This is a genomic window from Arthrobacter cheniae, from assembly GCF_003602275.1.
Classification (GTDB): Bacteria; Actinomycetota; Actinomycetes; order Actinomycetales; family Micrococcaceae; genus Arthrobacter_D; species Arthrobacter_D cheniae.
Map to the genome: position 1 here is coordinate 181,138 of NZ_QZVT01000004.1, position 19,366 is coordinate 200,503.

14 protein-coding genes are annotated in these 19,366 nt (G+C 63.7%); 8 read left to right on the forward strand and 6 right to left on the reverse strand.

Annotated elements, in window-relative coordinates:
- Nucleotides 1–13 precede the first annotated feature (13 nt).
- The 3 genes from pyrE to D6T63_RS08705 form a co-directional block, all read right to left on the reverse strand.
- A complete protein-coding gene (gene pyrE, locus D6T63_RS08695; RefSeq protein ID WP_120148616.1) occupies nt 14–589 on the reverse strand; it encodes an orotate phosphoribosyltransferase in 576 nt (191 codons plus the stop codon).
- Between the two features lie 133 nt (nt 590–722).
- Nucleotides 723–1,664: a sugar phosphate isomerase/epimerase family protein gene (locus tag D6T63_RS08700; protein ID WP_120148617.1), complete on the reverse strand. Its 942-nt coding sequence runs from the start codon at nt 1,662–1,664 to the stop codon at nt 723–725.
- Between the two features lie 449 nt (nt 1,665–2,113).
- A complete protein-coding gene (locus D6T63_RS08705) occupies nt 2,114–3,298 on the reverse strand; it encodes an ROK family transcriptional regulator (RefSeq protein ID WP_407923732.1) in 1,185 nt (394 codons plus the stop codon).
- Nucleotides 3,299–4,018: 720 nt separating this feature from the next.
- Between D6T63_RS08705 and D6T63_RS08710 the strand changes: the two genes are divergently transcribed.
- The 7 genes from D6T63_RS08710 (at nt 4,019) to D6T63_RS08740 (ending at nt 13,586) form a co-directional block, all read left to right on the forward strand.
- Entirely contained in the window at nt 4,019–5,269 is a 1,251-nt protein-coding gene (locus D6T63_RS08710; RefSeq protein WP_235830642.1) for an inositol-3-phosphate synthase, read from the forward strand.
- Nucleotides 5,266–6,147, forward strand: a complete 882-nt coding sequence (locus D6T63_RS08715) for an SCO3242 family prenyltransferase (protein ID WP_120148618.1) — start codon at nt 5,266–5,268, stop codon at nt 6,145–6,147. The genes D6T63_RS08710 and D6T63_RS08715 overlap by 4 nt, the downstream gene beginning before the upstream one ends.
- Nucleotides 6,144–7,652, forward strand: coding sequence for an EboA domain-containing protein (locus tag D6T63_RS08720; protein WP_220725910.1), 1,509 nt, complete (start codon nt 6,144–6,146; stop codon nt 7,650–7,652). Before D6T63_RS08715 ends, D6T63_RS08720 begins: the two co-directional genes overlap by 4 nt.
- Before the next feature lie 12 nt (nt 7,653–7,664).
- Nucleotides 7,665–8,543 carry a TatD family hydrolase gene (locus D6T63_RS08725; protein ID WP_120148619.1) on the forward strand — a complete coding sequence of 293 codons (879 nt, stop codon included), beginning with the start codon at nt 7,665–7,667 and terminating at the stop codon, nt 8,541–8,543.
- Nucleotides 8,543–9,676, forward strand: coding sequence for a metabolite traffic protein EboE (gene eboE, locus D6T63_RS08730; RefSeq protein ID WP_182976937.1), 1,134 nt, complete (start codon nt 8,543–8,545; stop codon nt 9,674–9,676). Before D6T63_RS08725 ends, eboE begins: the two co-directional genes overlap by 1 nt.
- 37 nt (nt 9,677–9,713) lie before the next feature.
- Nucleotides 9,714–11,114 carry an alkaline phosphatase family protein gene (locus tag D6T63_RS08735; RefSeq protein WP_120148620.1) on the forward strand — a complete coding sequence of 467 codons (1,401 nt, stop codon included), beginning with the start codon at nt 9,714–9,716 and terminating at the stop codon, nt 11,112–11,114.
- A 387-nt stretch (nt 11,115–11,501) separates the two neighbouring features.
- On the forward strand, nt 11,502–13,586 hold the full coding sequence (locus tag D6T63_RS08740; RefSeq protein ID WP_220725911.1) for a PQQ-dependent sugar dehydrogenase: 2,085 nt from the start codon (nt 11,502–11,504) through the stop codon (nt 13,584–13,586).
- A 104-nt stretch (nt 13,587–13,690) separates the two neighbouring features.
- Here D6T63_RS08740 and D6T63_RS08745 read toward each other — a convergent pair whose 3' ends face one another.
- From D6T63_RS08745 to D6T63_RS08760, 3 genes are all read right to left on the reverse strand, one after another.
- Complete coding sequence (locus D6T63_RS08745) at nt 13,691–14,980, reverse strand: ROK family transcriptional regulator (protein ID WP_120148622.1); 1,290 nt, start codon at nt 14,978–14,980, stop codon at nt 13,691–13,693.
- 615 nt (nt 14,981–15,595) lie between these two features.
- Nucleotides 15,596–16,648, reverse strand: coding sequence for an ABC transporter permease (locus tag D6T63_RS08755; protein ID WP_120148624.1), 1,053 nt, complete (start codon nt 16,646–16,648; stop codon nt 15,596–15,598).
- A complete protein-coding gene (locus tag D6T63_RS08760; RefSeq protein WP_182976938.1) occupies nt 16,645–18,165 on the reverse strand; it encodes a sugar ABC transporter ATP-binding protein in 1,521 nt (506 codons plus the stop codon). The genes D6T63_RS08755 and D6T63_RS08760 overlap by 4 nt, the downstream gene beginning before the upstream one ends.
- 154 nt (nt 18,166–18,319) lie before the next feature.
- Here D6T63_RS08760 and D6T63_RS08765 point away from each other — a divergent pair, with 154 nt between their 5' ends.
- Nucleotides 18,320–19,363, forward strand: a complete 1,044-nt coding sequence (locus D6T63_RS08765) for a substrate-binding domain-containing protein (protein ID WP_120148625.1) — start codon at nt 18,320–18,322, stop codon at nt 19,361–19,363.
- Nucleotides 19,364–19,366: the final 3 nt, after the last annotated feature.

Here is a 19,366-nt window from a genome sequence, read left to right on the forward strand (position 1 = left end):
CGCTGCGTGCCCGTCAGTCGAGGCCCAGCTCATCCTTGCCGAAGGCGAAGAGGTACGGCACCCCGGCTTCGGACTCGATGCGCTCCTTCGACCCGGTGCTGCGGTCGACGATGACCGCGACGGCCTGGACATCGCCGCCTGCGCGGCGCACGCCCTCGACGGCGGTCAGCGCGGAGCCACCCGTGGTCGAGGTGTCCTCGAGCACGACGACGGGGCGTCCCGAGACGTCCGGCCCCTCGACCTGGCGGCCCATCCCATGGGTTTTCTGCGTCTTGCGGACCACGAAGGCGTCGATGGGGCGTCCGGCCCCGGACGCCGCGTGCATGACCGCGGTCCCGACGGGATCGGCACCCATCGTCAGACCGCCGGCCGCCTCGAAGGCGATACCGGCGTCGTCGAGCAGTTGCAGCATGACGCGTCCCACGAGCACGGAGGCCTCGTGGTGGAGCGTGATGCGGCGGAGGTCGATGTAGTAGTCCGCCTCTACGCCGCTGGAGAGCGTGACGCGCTCGTGCACCACGGCGAGTTCCTTGATGAGCTCGAGGAGCCGGGAGCGGTCGGTGGTCTGCGCGGAGGTCTCGGCGGTCATGCGACCAGCTTAGTAGGGGCGGCACGGATGCCCGATCCCACAGGGCTGGAGCTGATCAGGACTGTCCGTGGCAAGAGCCGGGCCCACACACAAGTGCGGGCCCGGCTCTCCTCACGCTGTGGATCCCCTCCGGCTAGTAGCGCAGGGCCCGCAGGTAGTTGTAGCCCACTTCCGCGGTCTGCAGGGGCGTCACGTCCGGCTGATCGTTCTCGACGATGTACTCCTTCGGCTTGTGCGCTTCGAAGATTCGGCCGAAGTCGATCTTCCCGGTACCGAGATCCGCGAAACCGCCGGCAGTGTCACGGTCCTTCACGTGGTACTGCAGGGTCTTCTGCGGCGCCTGCTGGATGGTGTCGATGGCGAACTGGATCGGATCCGCCGCGCCGACGCCGACACCGCCGGTCACCGCCCAGTAGAGGTCCACCTCGAGGTGGACGAGCGTCGGGTCGAGCCGGGTCGTGAAGATCTCCCATGGCGTGAGACCGCCGCCGAGGTCCGTGGTGAACTCGTGGGCGTGGTTGTGGTAGCCGTACTTCAGGCCGGCATCGCTCGCAGCAGCAGCCTCCACATTCATCTGGTCGGCCCAGAGGCGCCAGTCGTCGGCCTTGGTCGAGGCGAGGTAGGGCACGTTCATGTAGGTCTGGCCCAGGACGGCCGCGTTGGCGATCTTGGTTTGCAGGGCCGCCGGGGTGGCGCTGATCCCGTCGTGGCTGGACGAGGGGGTGATACCCAACGAGTCGAGGGTGGACCGCATCGACACGGCGGTGCGACCGTACAAACCGGCGAGCTCGACCTTCGTGTAGCCGTAGTCGGCAAGCTTCTGGAACGTGCTGTCCACCCCCGCACCGGACATGATCGAGCGCAGCGTATAGAGCTGGATGCTGATGAGGCCGGGCGGAACCCGCTGCCCGGCAGCCTTGCCGACCGGGGCCGCCATGGCAGCGGTTCCGCCGACACCGGCGAGCCCAGCACCTACGCCTGCCGCGACGGCTCCCCGGAGGAAGTTACGCCGATCGAATCCCTTCTGCTCGAGTGATTGGCGGAGGGCACCTTTGGCATCGAATCCGAAGCACATGTGTTTGCCTTTCTGGCGAGAATGCTGTCGGGACCGTCGTTGGTCCCGGACAGCATGTGGAGCTGCAACGCAGCGGTCATGAGGGAATACGTACGACTCAAGCTGTGGAGACCTGCTTCGGCCATCCTCGACGATCGTGCGCGATGGTCAACGACAGCTTCGTCGTCGGTATCGCGGTTGATCGACCCTGAGCCGACAAGACGGGGTGTCTATAGCGCGGTGTTGCGTTTCTTGTTGCACGAATGGACATTGGCATACGGCTTGGTTGCACTGCGAGCGGGCCCCAGCGTGCCGCCCGCCCCTACCTTCTACGTCCTCCGCGGCAACCCCGCGTTTTTTCAGTATTGGGCGAGACCAGATCCGTGTCTCGAGGCTAAGGCGGGCTTTTGCTGTCTGTCAAGCAAAAGTAGCCAGTTGGCCGCAAAAAGCTCCGGAGAATCTGCTATCCATCAGGAGAGACCGAGGACCATGGCATCAATGCGATGCGGGGACATTGCGTGATGAATAGCAAGCATGCTCGCGCCGAGTACCCCCGCATTCGGCCCTGAACTGGATTGGACGATCTGGAGATGCTGAGTCGCCAGCGGAATGGTCCGTGAGTAGACCATTTCCCGTATACCCGCGATGAACTGCTCCCCGGTCAGCGCCATGGAGCCGCCGATGACGATGACGGAAGGGTTGATGAGACTGACACAGGCGGACAGCACCTCGCCTACGTCCCTCCCCGCCTGGCGCACCGCGTGGATGGCTCCTGTGCTGCCTTCCCCCACCAACCGGACAACGTCCTCGCCGGTGCTCGCCTCCAGTCCCAGACTACGTAGCTTGGACGCCACAGCCGGCCCCGAGGCAACTGCTTCAAGGCAGTCCTGGTTCCCGCAGTGACAGGGGACCCCGGTGCCGCCATGCACGCGGATGTGCCCTATATCGCCCGCTACGCCGTCCGCTCCCCGCTGCAACATGCCGCTCGAGACGATGCCCGCGCCGATTCCCGTGGCGACCTTCACGAAGACGAGGTTGTCGACCTTCGGCCAGGCGACATTGCGCTCACCGAGCGCCATGATGTTGACGTCATTGTCCACCAGTACCGGAACGTGAAAATGGCGCTGTAGGTACCCTGGAACGTCGTAGCCGTTCCAGCCGGGCATGATGGGCGGGTTGATCGGCCTGCCGGTACGGTGTTCCACCGGGCCGGGCACCCCTATCCCGATAGCCAACAGGTCAGTCAGAACTCGACCGGAGTCTATGAGGAGCTTGCTGCCGAGTTCGACAACGGCTTGAAGCACTACATCGGGACCCTGAGTGATTTCGATGGAGCGCGCACTCTGTTGAAGAATATGCCCCGTGAGGTCGGTGACCGCTACCTGCAAATGGGATGCGCCGATGTCGACACCGAGAACCACCTTGCTTCCAGCCTTGAGCGCGATCCGAGAAGAAGGACGGCCGCCGGTGGACACGGCGTCATTGACGAAGCCCACGAGTCCCAGTTCCATGAGCGCCTCGATGCGAAGGGTGACCGTCGACCGTGCGAGCCCCATCTGCTCGGCGAGTTCGGATCTGGTCCGGGGCCGGCCGTCTCTGAGGATCTGGAACAACTCGCTTGCTCCAGAAGAGGCAAGACCGTCGAAGCTACTTATGTCAGTCACCGTGCAATTAGAGCATATGAATCGACGAAACCGATGGCAGTTTTCACAGTCAACAGCGGGAGCGAACTTCGCGGGATCTCGTGCTAATTGCCCCACTCGCGATGGCGGGGGCGCTTCGGAGTAAGAGCGGTGCGGACTTCACATAAGCCCTTCCAGTGTCGACTGAACTGCTCATCGCCGATCCCTGGATACGGCGGTCCGGATGCGGACATCCGTTGTTCGTCGCTATTAGCCGTGTTAGGTTCGTTGTGATCGGCGTCTCACGGGTGACCACGGTGTTCTTCACCAGCTCAGGCGATCAGCCCGCCAGAGACGCGGCATCACTTCAAGGAGGAAGTTTTGATCGAGGTCTCACACTTGCAGCCTTTGTTCGCGCGAAGGGGTCGAGCTCCTGCATTTCACATCGGGGTTCCTCGAGGGTGATCCGGACTGATGTCGGCGAAGGTGAAGTCGACTGGACACCGATCCTTCGGACCGCACGGCTCCAAGCAGCATTTCGCGGTGGATCAGGAGTGCACCCCTCACCACCTCCGCATCCGTCGAGGACAGCTCCAGCTCCCTGACCTGCACCTCCCGACCGTTCAGCCCTCGGGAGCCGCCCACGTGCCGACCGATGTCCTCTACGCCAGCCGGAGGACCCATCCAGATGCTCCCGACCATGTCTCGAACACTCGTGCGCCAAGCTCCACAGCACATTGAAAGGAAACTGACGTGGCTACAGCAGCCAAAGCGGTACGAAGCGCAACCATGAGCGCAGGTCCGACCTCCCACGACTACGGCAAGACGGGTATCTGGCTCATCGGCGCACGGGGCTCCGTGGCGACGACGGCCACGATGGGACTCGCTGCTATATCAGCCGGCTTCGCTGACGCCACCGGATGCGTCACGGAACAGGCGGTGTTCGACGGGGTCGATCTTCCTGGGTTCGCCGACTTCGTGGTGGGCGGCCATGACATCAGTGATGTCTCGATGGCGAAGCGCGCCGAGGCACTCGTCGAATCGGGCATGCTACCCCTACACCTCTTCGAGTCCGTCCGATCCCAGCTGGTGGAAGCCGACCAGCGCGTTCGGCCCGGCTACGATCCTCGGCAGGAATCAGAATCACAAGCTGAGGCAGCGCGTCGCCTCGCCTCGGATATTTCCGACTTCAGAATCTCCCACGGCCTGAGCCGTGTCATCGTCCTCGATGTGGCCTCCACCGAAGCGCCCGTGGAAACCGTCCCTGAATTCACGGACATCGATATGCTCCTGGCCGCGTTGGAAGACCCGTCACGCTCTGTTCTGCCTCCTAGCTCCATCAGCGCCTACGCCGCCGTCCTGGCCGGCTCGCCCTACGTCTGTTTCACTCCCTCCACCGCTCTTAATGTGCCTGCACTGTACGAACTTGCCGTCGGCTCAGGAGTTCCGACCGCGGGGCAGGACGGCAAGACGGGACAGACCTGGCTGCGTTCAGTCGTGGCACCGGCCCTATCCGCGCGCGGGCTCCGCGTCCTGTCCTGGGCGGGAACCAACCTGCTCGGCGGTGGTGATGGCGCCACTCTCGCGGACCCGCGGGCAGTTTCGGGGAAGCTTCAGTCCAAGAACCGAGGACTACGGGAGTTGACCGGAGGTGCCGCCACCCCACTGCACATCGACAACGTCCAGGATCTGGGCGAGACGAAAGTCGCGTGGGACCACATCAACATCGAAGGTTTCCTCGGTTCCCGTCTCACCCTCCAGACAACCTGGACCGCCTTCGACTCGATGCTCGCCGCTCCTATGGTGCTCGACCTCTCGCGGCTGATGGCCCTCGCCCACGCCTCCGGCGAGAAGGGCCATGTAGGCGCTCTCGGGTTCTTCTTCAAGGATCCGTGGGGAAGTAATGAGCACTCCTTCTCCCGTCAGACCGACAACCTCGTGGAATGGGCACAGACCATGAGCTCATCGACTGCAGCCGGCACGGGAATCGTCGATCAGCAATGAGCCGCGTCAACGATTATCTTGAACTGGTTCGGGCCCCGGCCATTCTCACCGTCTTCGGCGACACCCTCGCGGGTGGGTCCGCGGCCGGGCACATGCTCAGCGGTCGCCGGATCGCGCTCCCTCTTGCGAGTGCCTGCCTCTACGCCGGCGGCATGGCGCTGAACGACTACTCCGACCGCGGCACCGATGCGGACGAGCGCCCGGAACGGCCGATTCCGTCCGGGAGGATCAGCGCCCGTGCCGCCCTCTGTGCGGCCTCGACCCTCACCGTTGCCGGGCTCGCTCTCAGCGCCACCGGTGGAGGCAGGCGGGCGTTCGCACTGGCAATCCCTCTCGCCACCTCGATCTGGACCTACGACCTCCTGGCGAAGAACTACGCAGTGCCCGGCGCGATCACTATGGGGACGTGCCGCGCTCTCGACGTCCTCATGGGCGCCGGCTTCGGGCACCTACGCCCCGCACTCGCCGCCGCAGGCATCATGGGAGGACACACGATTGCCGTCACCCTCCTGTCGCGCGGTGAGGTCGAAGGAACAACGACGGTCATAGCTTCCAGCGCCGCTGCCAGCACCGGGCTCCTTGCCGGAGCAGTCGTAGCCGGCACTCTCGGAACCCGCAGTCGAACGCTTGCCGTACTTGCGGCGGCGGCCACCTACGCGGCGCGGTGCATGCCGGCCCAGGCCCGCGCTGCACGAGAACCGGTGGCTGGCAATGCACTCGAGGCAACGAAGGCAGGGATTCGGGCGATGGTCCCCCTGCAGGCAGCACTCACGCTTCGCCATGGGAATGTTGCCGCTGGAGTAGTGATTGCCTCCATCGATCTGGTCGGTAAGATTCTGCGGTCCCGTCCAAGAGGCTCAAGGATAAGCGAGTCATGACGGCATCAGGCCTCACCTCGACGTCGACGATGCCCTTCAGCCTTGGGTACGGCACCAACGGATTCGCCGACCATCCCCTGCCTGTGGCGCTTGGACTGATAGCCGAGCAGGGATACGACGCCGTGGCACTGACTCTGGGCCACCCACACCTGGACCCTTACGCCGAGGACCTGGGCGACCAGTTGCAGTCACTACGACGCCTGCTCGACGAACTGGGGCTTCGTGTCGTGATCGAAACGGGCACTCGATTCCTGCTCGATCCCCGCCACAAGCACCGGCCTGCACTGGTGGATGACGAGGCAACAACCCGCGTGGTATTCCTCCGCCGTGCTATCGACATCGCAGCAGCCCTGCAGGCAGAATGCGTGTCCTTCTTCTCCGGCGTCCTGCCGGAGGGAACCACCGCGGAAGTGGGGTGGCAGCGCCTCACCTCACGCGTCGCGGAGATCGTCGAATACGCCCGTGACAAGGGGGTTCTCCTCGCCGTCGAACCTGAACCAGGCATGGTGGTGGAAACGGTTTCTGACGTGCTGCGTCTTCGGGCGGAACTGGGGAATCCTCGCAACCTGCGGGTGACGGTGGACATCGGGCACTGTGTCGTGGTCGAGCCGGACGGTGTGCGTGGTGCCCTTCTCTTGGCAGGCCCTCTACTGGCCAACGTGCAACTGGACGATATGCGGCCCCACGCCCACGAACACCTCCCGTTCGGCGAAGGAGATGTGGACCTGCCCCTGGCACTCGCTACCCTGGCCGAATTGGACTACCGCGGCGTGGCCGCAGTAGAGCTACCTCGACACTCGTATGACGCTCCGGGACTGGCGGCACGGAGTATTCATGCCCTTCGCGCCGGCTGGCACGACGCAGGGAGGATTGGGGAGAACGGACGGTGGCTGCAGGAGAGCGCGACGGCGATCGCCACAGGAACCGGCACCCTTTCCACGATTTTCACCTTGGCCCGTCGCCACGTCGGCCGCGGTCCGATACGTCCGGACAACGATCCGACCGGTGTTCTCTTCGGCACCGCATGTGACCACCTGAGGGGCCAGTTGATCGGTCGACTGGGGGATGTCCTCCCGCCAGATGAACTGGCTCAGGCCTTGCTGACGCTCTATGGCAACGGCGACTCAGCGGAACGCCGTGGGGTACTCAGGGGATTAGGAGCGTTGTCCACAGGCTCGCAGCAACTTCCCGACACGGTCGTGTCCGTAGGCCTGCGCCTGACGAACGAGGCCCTACGGACCAATGAAAGCGGTGTCGTTGCTGCCGCCGTCGGTCCGTTCGCGGCCACCTATCTGGACCAGCACAGTTGGCGCCATGCCGTTCTGAAGCTGGTCTTCATGGGAATCAGTCTCCAGGCCGTCGCCCATCTTACGGAACGGGCCGACGACGAACTCGCCCGGATGGCGAGCGACTTCGCCGCCGAACGCACCGCCGCAGGGAGACCTGTCCCGGATGACGTCCAGCTGCTCCTGCAAGCCTCCTCCAGCTACTCGACTTCGTCCTAAGGGAAGCCACCCATGCGCCTCTTCGACCCGCACATCCACATGACAAGCCGCACCACCGATGACTACGCAGCCATGTACGCCAGTGGAGTGCGTGCCCTTGTGGAGCCTGCTTTCTGGTCGGGGCAACCCCGCACCAACGTGGGTTCCTTCATCGACTACTTCGACTCACTACTGGGTTGGGAGAGGTTTCGTGCCGCCCAGTTCGGTATTCGGCATCACGCCACGATCGCCCTCAACCCCAAGGAGGCGAACGATCCCCGGTGCGTTCCCATTCTGGAAGAGTTGCCCCGCTACCTCATCAAGGAAGGCGTCGTTGCCGTTGGTGAGATCGGCTATGACTCCATGACTGCCGCCGAGGACGAGGCATTCAGCCGGCAGTTGGAACTCGCTCTCGAGTTCTCACTGCCGGTGATGGTGCACACTCCGCACAGGGAGAAGCTCGCCGGCACCTACCGCACCCTCGACGTCGTGCGCGAGTCGGGAGTCGCTCCCGGGATGGTCGTCGTCGACCACCTGAACGAGACGAATGTGGAACTGGTGAAGAACGCGGGAGCCTGGATGGGATTCTCCATCTACCCGGACACGAAGATGGACGAGCAGCGCATGGTTGCCATCCTCGCCCGGTACGGGACCGAAAGGGTGCTGGTCAACTCCGCTGCTGACTGGGGCAGGTCCGACCCGCTGAAGACCTTCAGTACCGCCAATGCCATGCTCGCGGCCGGCTTCACGAGCGACGACGTCGACCAGGTCCTGTGGTGCAACCCTGTGGAGTTCTATGGACAAAGCGGACAGCTGATCCTCGGTCCGATTCCGGGGTTCGATGAGGCTGGGCCGCTGGACGCTACGGCGGGCTTCGAGGGCAATTCGGTTCTCAGGGGTGCTCGCGCCTGATGCTGCTCTCCTACTGCACCAACGTCCATCCAGCCGAGGACCTCGACGGCGTGATCCGGCAACTCCACGAGTACTCGGGGCCGATCCGCCGCACCGCAGGCCTGGACACTCTCGGCGTCGGACTGTGGCTACCTGCCGAACTGGCCGCCCAGCTGGCCGGCAGCGCCGAGGACCGGGCCGCTCTCCACGATGTCCTCAGCGCTGAAGGCCTGCAGCTACACACCATCAACGCATTCCCCTTCGGTGGCTTCCACAACGAGGTGGTCAAACTCGAGGTCTATAAACCCACCTGGGCGGAGCGCGAGCGGCTGGACTACACCCTGAACTGCGCCGAGGTGCTCGCGGCATTGCTGCCGGAGGACACAGCCGGTTCGATCTCCACCCTGCCTCTTGCGTGGCGTGAGCCCTGGACGCGGCAGGACGACGATGACGCCACTGCCGCGTTCGCCGAGCTCAGCTCCCGATTGCGGGATCTCCGCGAGCGCACGGGAAGAACCATTCGCGTCGCCGTCGAACCGGAGCCGGGGTGTGTCCTGGACACGGTCGCTGATGTCGTCGAGTGGCTGGGAGCTCGAATCCACCGGGGTATCGATCCTGAATTCGTAGGGCTGTGTGTGGACACCTGCCACCTCGCCGTCTCATTCGCAGACCCTGCCGACGCCGTGAAGGAGATCGACGCGGCGGGCCTGCGGATAGTGAAGGTGCAGGCCTCAGCCGCCCTGCACGTCACCGACCCCTCCGATCCGGCAGCACGGGAGGCTCTGGAGGGCTTCGTCGAGCCGCGTTATCTCCACCAGGTGCGGGAGCTGCAGCCCACCGGTGTCCTGGCTGCCGACGATCTCCCGGAAGCACTCACCGACCTGCCGCGGGAGAATGCATGGCGGGTCCACTTCCATGTCCCACTCCACCACGTGCCGTCCGCCCCGCTGAGAACCACCGTGGACGTGCTGGTGCGGACCGTGGCCGAAGTCGGCCAGTTGGCCTATGGGCCTGAGGTACACCTCGACATCGAGACCTATACCTGGAGCGTGCTGCCCGGCGCGTCGGTGGGTATTACTGAAGGGATTGCAGCTGAGATCGCATGGGCAGGGTCGAACCTGTCTCCTACCCAGCCGTCACTCCAGAACTGTTGATGCCGCGCACCACTGACAGCCCGATGCAAGGAAAACCGTGAAACCCGTACTGCTGTTGAACGTCGTCGGCCTGACCGCCAAGGCACTGAGCCGGATGCCTCGTCTCTCCCGGCTGGCCACACAGGGATGGTCCTCGGAACTGGCCACCGTGCTGCCTGCCGTGACCTGCACCGTCCAGTCCACGATGCTGACCGGCCTGGCCCCGGCGCAGCACGGGATCGTGGGAAACGGGTGGTACTTCAGGGAACTCGGGGATATTTCCTTCTGGCGTCAGCACAACAGGCTCGTCAGCGGTGAGAAGATCTGGGAGACCGCCCGCCGGCAGGATCCGACATACCGTGCTGGAAACATCTGTTGGTGGTACGCCATGGGAATGTCCACCGATCTGACGGTGACACCCCGACCCATCTATCATGCGGACGGCCGCAAGTCTCCCGATGCCTACGTGCGCCCGGCGGAGCTGCACGACGAGTTGGTGGCCCACTACGGCGACTTCCCGCTCTTCCAGTACTGGGGTCCTACGGCGTCCATCGCGTCGAGTCAATGGATCGTCAACTCCACCAGGCACATCATGCGCACTCAGGCGCCAGAGCTGCTGATGGCCTACCTGCCGCACCTGGACTACGACCTGCAACGGTTCGGGCCCGACTCGCCACAGGCCGCCCATGCAGCCGCCGAGCTCGACAGCGCGCTCGCCCCACTGCTGGACGACGCCGAGGCGCAGAACTACACGGTGATCACGGTGGCCGAGTACGGGATCGAAGAAGCCCACACCCCGGTGGACATCAATCGTGTTCTGCGGCGGGAGGGGTTGCTCGAGGTCTACGTCCAGGGCGGCAGGGAACAACTCGACCCGTGGACCTCCCGCGCCTTTGCTGTCGCCGACCACCAGGTAGCCCACGTCTACGTGTCGGATCCAGCTCACCTCAAACGGGTCGCCGCTATTCTTCGCGGCATCGACGGCGTGGACGAGGTCCTCGACCGGGAGGCACAGGCACGCCACGGCCTCGACCATGAGAGGTCCGGGGAACTCATCGTCATCGCCGAGCCCGGGGCCTGGTTCACCTACTACTTCTGGCTCGACGATCAGCGTGCGCCGGAATACGCACGAGGCGTTGATATCCACCGTAAGCCCGGCTACGACCCCGCTGAGTTGTTCTTCGATCCAGCGGACAGATTGGCGAAGGCAAAAGCAGGAATGAATCTGGCCAAGAAAAAAACGGGTCTGCGGTACGCCATGAGCACGGTCCCCCTTGATCCGACATGTGTACGCGGAACCCACGGACGACTACCTGAGTCCCCGGACGGCAGACCACTGATCATCGGTTCGGATCATCGAGTCCCCCCCTTGGTGGAGGCCCTCCTCAGCAGCGGTCGGCAGGTCCCTGCCGCTGCTGTGAAGGGCCTTGTGCTCCAGACGCAGGGATTTGAGGTATAGCGCGAACATTCGACCGTGCATCGGATTGATGAGTACGGCAAAACCACCCCTCCTCGCAAGCTTTAGATCCTCGCGCAACAAAAGTCTGTTGCAGTGCAAAGGGGATTAAACCCTTTTATGCCAGGGGTTACTTTTTGCTGCCCGAATATTAGAGGCGTAATTGAAGCACTTTGTTTTGTCAGACCACTAGCTAATTGAGTGACCTTCTACTAGCGTTTCAGGTGACTCGAGTCCGGCTGGTCCGGGTCCTCAATGACGAGAAAAGAGTGGATGATGACAGTCAATCGACACGAGGTAGCGAAAGCTCCGGTGCGCCGCAGCAGAGCCACCAGCTTTTCAGAGAGACGCTCAGTCCGAGTAGGCGCCGGGCTGGCGATGGCAGCACTCATGGCAACGTCCTTTGCCGTCACCCCGGCGGTGGCCGAGCCCAGCGCTCCGGCGGAAGCCGCGCCGGCGGACACGAGCTTCCAGAAAGTAACACTCAACGACGGCCCGGGCGAGCCTGTGGATCTCGCGGTACTTCCCAACGAGAATGTTCTGCACACCACCCGTGGTGGCGAGGTCTGGCTCAACGATGCAAAGACCGGACTCAATAGCCTTGCCGCAACACTCGATGTCTATCAGCATGACGAAGAGGGCCTGCAGAGCGTCGCGCTCGACCCCGAATTCGGGACCAAGGGCAACAATTGGGTCTACCTGTACTACTCACCGCCACAGGACACTCCGGTCGATGACCCCTCGACCACAGGGGTCAACGAGGGTGATGCACCTACCACGGGCACGGCGGCGGACTTCGAGAAGTTCAAGGGTTCCCTCACTCTTTCCCGCTTCAAGTTCGACGGCTCCACCATCGACCTCGCCAGCGAGCAGGAGATCCTCGAGGTTCCCGTGGACCGGGGCATTTGCTGCCATGTCGGCGGTGACATCGTCTTCGACGCCCAGGGCGATCTCTACCTCTCGACCGGTGATGACACCAATCCGTTCTCGTCGGGCGGTTTCACGCCCCTCGATGAACGTCCGAACAGCAACCCGGCATTCGATGCCCAGCGAACCTCCAGCAATACCAATGACTTGCGCGGCAAGGTGCTACGCATCACCCCGAAGGACGGTGGCGGCTACACCGTCCCCGAGGGCAATCTCTTCGAGCCGGGTACAGCGCAGACCCGACCTGAGATCTACGTGATGGGTTTGCGCAATCCATTCCGCATCGAACTGAGCAAGAGCACGGGCGAACTCTTCATTGCTGACTACTCACCCGATGCCAGGACGGCGGATCCCCTCCGTGGACCCTCCGGCACAGGAAAATGGGCTGTTGTCACCGAACCGTCCAACTATGGCTGGCCCTACTGCGCTACCGCAGAACTGCCGTACAACGACTACGACTTCGCCACCTCCACCTCCGGTAAGGCCTTCGACTGCGCGGCACCCGTGAATGAGTCGCCGAACAACACCGGGCTTCGCGAGCTGCCTCCGGTAGCCCAACCAGAAGTCTGGTACAGCTACGGCGCCTCGTCCGAATTCCCTCAGCTCGAAACCGGCGGAATCGGCCCCATGGCCGGCCCGGCCTACGAATTCGACACGAAGGCAACGAGTGGTCAGGCACCCGTCGCCTGGCCTGCCTACTACGACGGTAAATCCTTCTTGTACGAGTGGACCCGCGACTACATCAAGGCCATGACTGTCGACAACGGCGACCTCGCCTCGATCGAGAACGTGGCCCGCTCCTTGGTCGTCGATAATCCCATTGACATGGAATTCGGGCCCAACGGCGCCCTCTACGTCCTTGAATACGGTGACGGCTACTTCGGAGAGAACCCCGATGCGCAGCTGTCCCGCATCGACCACATCGGCGTGAACGGGAACCACAGCCCCGTGGCTGCAGCCTCCGGCACACCGACTGTGGGAGCTTCACCGCTGACCGTCCAGTTCTCGAGCGAAGGCACCACCGACGCGGACGGCGACAAGCTCCGCTACGAGTGGGATTTCAACTCCGATGGCGTCGTGGACTCCGAGGAAGCCAACCCCACCCGGACGTACGAGGAGAACGGAACCTCCACGGCGAGCCTGAAGGTCACCGATCTCGGTGGCAAGCACCGCGGTCGCCACTCCTCCGTCGAGGTGCCGATCGAAGTGGGAAACCAGGCCCCGGTCGTCGAGTTCATCAGTCCCGTCGCGAGCCAGGGCTTCGAATTCGGCGATACCGTCACCTTTGATGTCCGAGTGACGGATGACCAGCCTGTTGACTGCTCGAAGGTCCAGGTGACCTACATCCTGGGTCACCACACCCACGGCCATCCGCAAACCACAACCAGTGGTTGCACGGGTACCATCACCACCACCGTGCCTGAGGGCCACGACCCCGCTGTCGATGATCTCTCCGCCGTCTTCAGCGCAACCTACACCGACGCGGGCGATCAGGCATCAGCTCCGTTGACCGGAACCGCTGAGGTGGTACTCACGGCGACCAACTGATGCGCGACGATCAGCAGGGTGACTAGGCCCTGAAGATCCTCCGCCCAGGGGAAAATAGCAGGCCCTGCTTCAGCTCAGGCTGAAGCAGGGCCTGCTTCGTGCTCTCAGGCCGTCTGCGCCGGCACTGGAATCTCGTTATGGACGGCTTCTACGACGGCGGTACGCAGGCGCAGGAATCCGGCAGGGTCACGGATGAGCGGCTCGAAGGCCAATTCGGCAGCGCCGACCAGAATCGAATCATCCCCTAGGGGCGCGAGCTCGATGGACACATTCTCGCGCGGCCCCCGGGTCGCCGTCGTGCTCAACGCCTCGCTGAGGGCACCAGGGGCGGCCCGGACGAGAATCCTCAGAAAACCACCCAGGACGACCATCGAGGGATTGAGGAGGTTGACCACACTCTTCAGCCCGACAGCCAACACCTGGACCTGCCGGTCAATGACTTCCCGCAGATCAGAGGACTGAACCTGATCCTGGAGGCGCTCCATGATGACTTCTTCGAGGTTCTCCGTCTCGCCGTGAGGAAGATCCACTGCGGCGATCAGCTCTTCGCGGGTGATCTCGGCTTCGAGGCATCCATTGGATCCGCAGGTACACCGCACCCCTCCCGTACGGACGTGCGTGTGGCCCAACTGCCCAGCGAAACCGGAGGAACCGTGGATGAGGCGCCCGCCACTGATCACTCCACCGCCGATGCCGCTGGCGCCGCCGTAGAGATAGACAAGATCGGACACACCGCAACCGGCGCCGAAGGTTGCCTGCGCTCGTGCGCCCGCTACGGCGTCATTCGCTGCAATCACGGGAAGCTTCAGCGCCTCACTGAGCCTGGCCGCAAGAGGCTCGTCTCGCCAGCCCAGGTGCGGCGCATCGATGACGGTTCCGCCGACGGGATCCACCAGGCCAGGGATCGCAAGACCGACTCCGACAACCCGTTGATGTGCGGGAAGCGAGGTCCGCATGCCCGCGTAGATTGCGGACACGATATTCACCACCTCAGCGGCCGACGGAGCGCGCACGGTGTGAAAACGAACGGCGTTGACGATATGCCCGCCGAGCGAGACAAGGGCGACCGTGACCACATCGACATCGGGGTTCACGGCCAAGGCCAACGCGCCGGGACTCGGCTGGATCATTATGCTCGGGCGGCCGTACTGCTGCGCCTGGTCCAGGTCGCTTTCTACAACGAGACCCAGCTGAACGAGCTCCGCAACGAGCGCTGCGATCGTCGAGCGGTTGAGCCCGGTCGCCCGGGTGAGTTGCGAGCGGGACACTCCCGACAAGGAATGTACGAGCCCGAGAACGGTGGAGAGATTGTGCTGGCGGGTGGAATCCCGATTATTGCCGAGGTTCGTACCCGTAAGAATTCGCCGACTGCGCTCGGGCGGTAAGGATGTCATGTCGCAGGATCCTCACGTGCAGCAGATTCGCTACTTCGACCTGAGGCCGAAGCGCTGAGGGAGGATGTGGCCGCAGGCATCACGTCTTCCCTTCTACCCGGGTTCAGATCCTTCCGAGCAGATTGCCTTGGAGCAGGATCAGTTCCTTCATGATAACGGCAGAGGAGGCGCCAAGAGATGTCGGGGATCAACCGGGTGCGACTGATGCTGGACTGTTTCGGGACGGAGCCGCATGTGTGCGGGGCTCGCTTGCAGGACCTCAGGCATTACGTCAGCCTGCAGGGGCCTTACTGCGGGACGGGCCTCCTCCTCGACCGTCGTCATGGCCGAGGAGGAGGAGCCGCAGGACCAGCATGATCGGATAAGCCCCGTATCCGGGCGCATCATGTCCGCGAATGCGATCAGCGAGGGGATTGGCGTGAACACACGTACTGAGACAGCGCGCAGTTTCGCGTTCGTGAAGAACTGTCGAAGAGCACCATCGACCAGGTCGAAGTCCGTAGCGCCGCTCAGCTCCTGGTGCAAGCCCTTGGAGTTCAAGTCCCCGCCACCCGCGTCATCGTCCCTTCCTCGGGAATTTCTGGCAGCCGTCCCGGCGGCGGCCTGTAGCTTGACCTAGCTCTTCATTCGGCGCGGACCGCGGGCTGCGAAGCGCTGCTGCAGCAGAACGGCGCCGACGAGGATCAGGCCCCTGGCCAGCGCCTGGATGGAGGTATCCAGGTTGTTCTGGGTGAAGACGTTGACCAGGGTGCTGAAGATCAGCACGCCGAGGACGGTGCCCATGATCGTGCCGCGCCCACCGATGAGCAGCGTCCCACCGACCACGACGGCAGCGATCACGTCGAGTTCGAGGAGCAGGCCATGGGTGGACGTACCGGCCGTGGTGCGGCCGAGGAACATGACGCCGCCGATGCCGGAGGTGAGGCCTGCGAGGACGTACAGGTAGACCAGGTGGCGCTTCACCTTGATGCCCGCCAGGCGCGATGCTTCGAGGTTTCCACCGATGGCGATGGTACGGCGCCCGAACGTGGTGCGGTTCAGGAGGAACCAACCTGCGGCTGCGACGATCACGAAGATCCAGATGAGGATGGGGATGCCCAGGAGCTCGGAGCGCATGACCTGCAGGAAGTCCCTGTTGGAGACGATCTGGGTGCTGCGGCCGGAGATCAGCTCCGCGAGACCTCGTGCTCCCACGAGCATTGCCAATGTGGCGATGAACGCGACGACGTTGCCGTACGCGATCAACACTCCATTGATCAGTCCAGCACCTGCGCCGACGGCGAGCGCCACGATGACCATGAGGATCCAGGACGACTGGGTTGCTGCCAGTTGCACGCTCGTGAGGCTGGCGACCACTGTCGTCAGGCCGATGACCGAGCCCACGGATAGATCGATGCCGCCGGCCGTGATGACGAAGGTGACGCCGATGCTCACCACGCCGATGATCGATGCGTAGCGCAGGATGGTCAGCATGTTCTCGACGTTGAGGAAACGGTCTCCGCTGGTGACCCCACCTACCACGATGAGCAGTGCGAGTGCGATGATCAAGCCCAGGTTCCGCCCCGAAGAGCCCCTCAGGGCGCTTCGGACGGGGTTGGACTTGTGGCTGCTGGGCTCGTCCGTCGCGTCGGTACGCGGTTCAGCCGCCTTGGTTTTCTGCTCGCTCACGCGGCACTTCCCTTCATGACGAGGTCGAGCACGCCGTGCTCGTCGATATCGCTTGCGTTGGTTTGGGTGAGGACCTTGCCGTCGTCGATGACCAGTACCTTGTCGGCAAGGCCGAGTACTTCCTCGATCTCGCTCGAGACCACGATGATGGCTGTACCATCCGCGGCGAGCTTCCGGATGAGCGCGTAGATTTCGGCCCGCGCGCCGACGTCGACCCCGCGGGTGGGTTCGTCCAGCAGAAGCACTGGTGTTCCGTGGACGAGCCAGCGGGCGAGGAGGATCTTCTGCTGGTTGCCGCCGGACAGCGTTCGGGCCGGCCGGTCAGGATCAGCCGGGCGCAGCTCCAGTGCTGTGATCTGCCCCCGTGCTGCATCGCGCTCCGCACGCTCGTTGAGATAGCCGCCACGGGCGAAGCGTTCGAACGTCGACAGCGTGACGTTCTTGAAGATCGGTTCGTCGAGGATGAGTCCCTGGCTCTTGCGCTCTTCCGGCGAGAGGCCGATTCCTGCGTTGACTGCTGAATTCACCGACCCCGCCCGGAGGGGCTTGCCGTTGACCCGGACCTTTCCGGCGGACGCCTTGCGGGCTCCGTAGATGGTCTCGAGGATCTCGGACCTCTTGGAGCCCACGAGTCCGGCGAAGCCGAGGATCTCTCCCGCCCGGACGGTGAAATTCACCCTCTCGAAGTGTCCGTCGAGCTCCAGGTCCTCGACCTCGAGGACGACGGGTGCGTCCACCGGGATGGGGGTGCGTACCGGGAAGACGTTCTCGACGTCCCTGCCCGTCATCAGCCGAATGAGCTGCTCCCTGGGCGTATCCGTCACGCTGAGCCCGTTTGCCGTGCTGCGGCCGTCCTTGATGACGGAGATGCGGTCGCCGATCTGCCGGATCTCCTCGAGCCGGTGCGAGATGTAGACCACGGCGATCCCCTGCGCCGTGAGTTCACGGACCACACGGAAGAGGTTCGCGACTTCCCCGGAGTCCAGGATGGCGCTCGGTTCGTCCATGATGATCATCTTCGTGTCACGCGACAGGGCACGGGCCATGCTCACGATCTGCTTGTTGGCCGCCGACAGCGTACCGACCTCGGTGGAAGGCGGGAGGTCGCCGTGTCCGAGCCGCTTCAGCAGCGCGCGAGCCAGGGCATTGGTCTTCTTGACCTGCAGCACTCCACCGCTGGAGCGTTCGTGCCCCAGGAAGATGTTCTCGGCGACGGACAGCCCGTCGACGACGTCGAGCTCCTGGTACATGGTGGCGATGCCAAGATCGAGCGCCGAGGTAGGACCGGCGAGGGATATCTCCTTGCCTTCCCAGCGGATCTCCCCGCTATCGGGCTGATGGACGCCGGAGAGGGTCTTGATAAGGGTGGATTTTCCTGCGCCGTTCTGCCCCATGACGCAATGGACTTCCCCCGGAAGAACCTGCAGGTCTACGCCTTTCAGTGCCTGGACACCAGCAAATTGCTTGGTGATTCCCCGAACTTCGAGCAACGGCCGCGGCTGATCATCTTCGAACATGTGACTAAGCTAACACATTATGTCGACTATCGGCCCAAAGTCGTCGATTTCCCTCGTTCTTCTGTTATTGTGATTCCAGTCACGTAAGGCCGCAGCCATGGATCCACCCACCGCCTCCTTGCGATGACGCACCTAACTCATCGAGGAGATACAGATGCTTGCAGTTCGTACCAGCCGGAAAATGCTCGTCACCACCGGTGCCTTCCTGGCTGTCGGCGCCCTGGTCAGCGGGTGCACGGCGGGCTCGGAAGACACCAACACGCAGCCGACCAACGCTTCGGTCGAAGGCAACCAGGCCGAGGGTGACCAGGTGGTCATCGGGTTCTCCGGACCAGCCGCGGACCACGGCTGGCTGGGTGCAATCAACAGCGCTGCAACTGCAGCGGCCGAGGAGTACCCGGACGTCGATCTGCGTGTGGCCGAGGGAACCAACGACGCCAACCTGCAGATCAGCCAGGTCGAGCAATTCATCAACGACGGCGTCGACGCCATCGTGCTGCTGCCGACCGACGGTGCTGCCCTGACACCGGTCGCCATCCAGGCCATGGAGGCCGGCATCCCCGTCATCAACGTCGACCGTGAGTTCTCGAGCCCCTTCGCAGCACGTACAACCGTGCTGGGCGACAACTACGGAATGGGAGTCAGCGCCGGCACCTATGTCTGCGAGCAGCTGGAAGGCAACGATGAGGCTGTCGTCGCCGAGATAGCCGGCATCGATTCGCTGCCCCTGACACAGGACCGCAGCAAGGGGTTCGCGGACGCATTGGAATCCTGCGGTCTCGACGTCGACAACCGCGTCGCCGCGGACTTCACGGTCCAGGGAGGCGAGGCGACGACGTCGCAACTGCTGTCAGCTGCGCCGAAGATCGACGCCATCTGGAACCACGACGATGACCAGGGCGTCGGCGTCCTGGCCGCCATCGACAATGCGGGCCGCGATGAGTTCTTCATGGTCGGCGGCGCCGGTTCTGCCAACGCCATGCGCGAGATCGAGTCGGGCGAGAGCGTCCTGCAGGCCACCGTCATCTACCCCTCCACCCAGGCGGCGGACGGCATCCGCCTCGCTCGCCTCATCGTCCAGAACAAGGCGATGAGCGACCTCGTGGAAGTAGAGGTCCCGAAGCGCGTCGTGTTGAATGCACCGGTCGTAACGAGCGACAACGTGGATCAGTACCTGCCGACCGCCTTCGAGTCGTAGAAG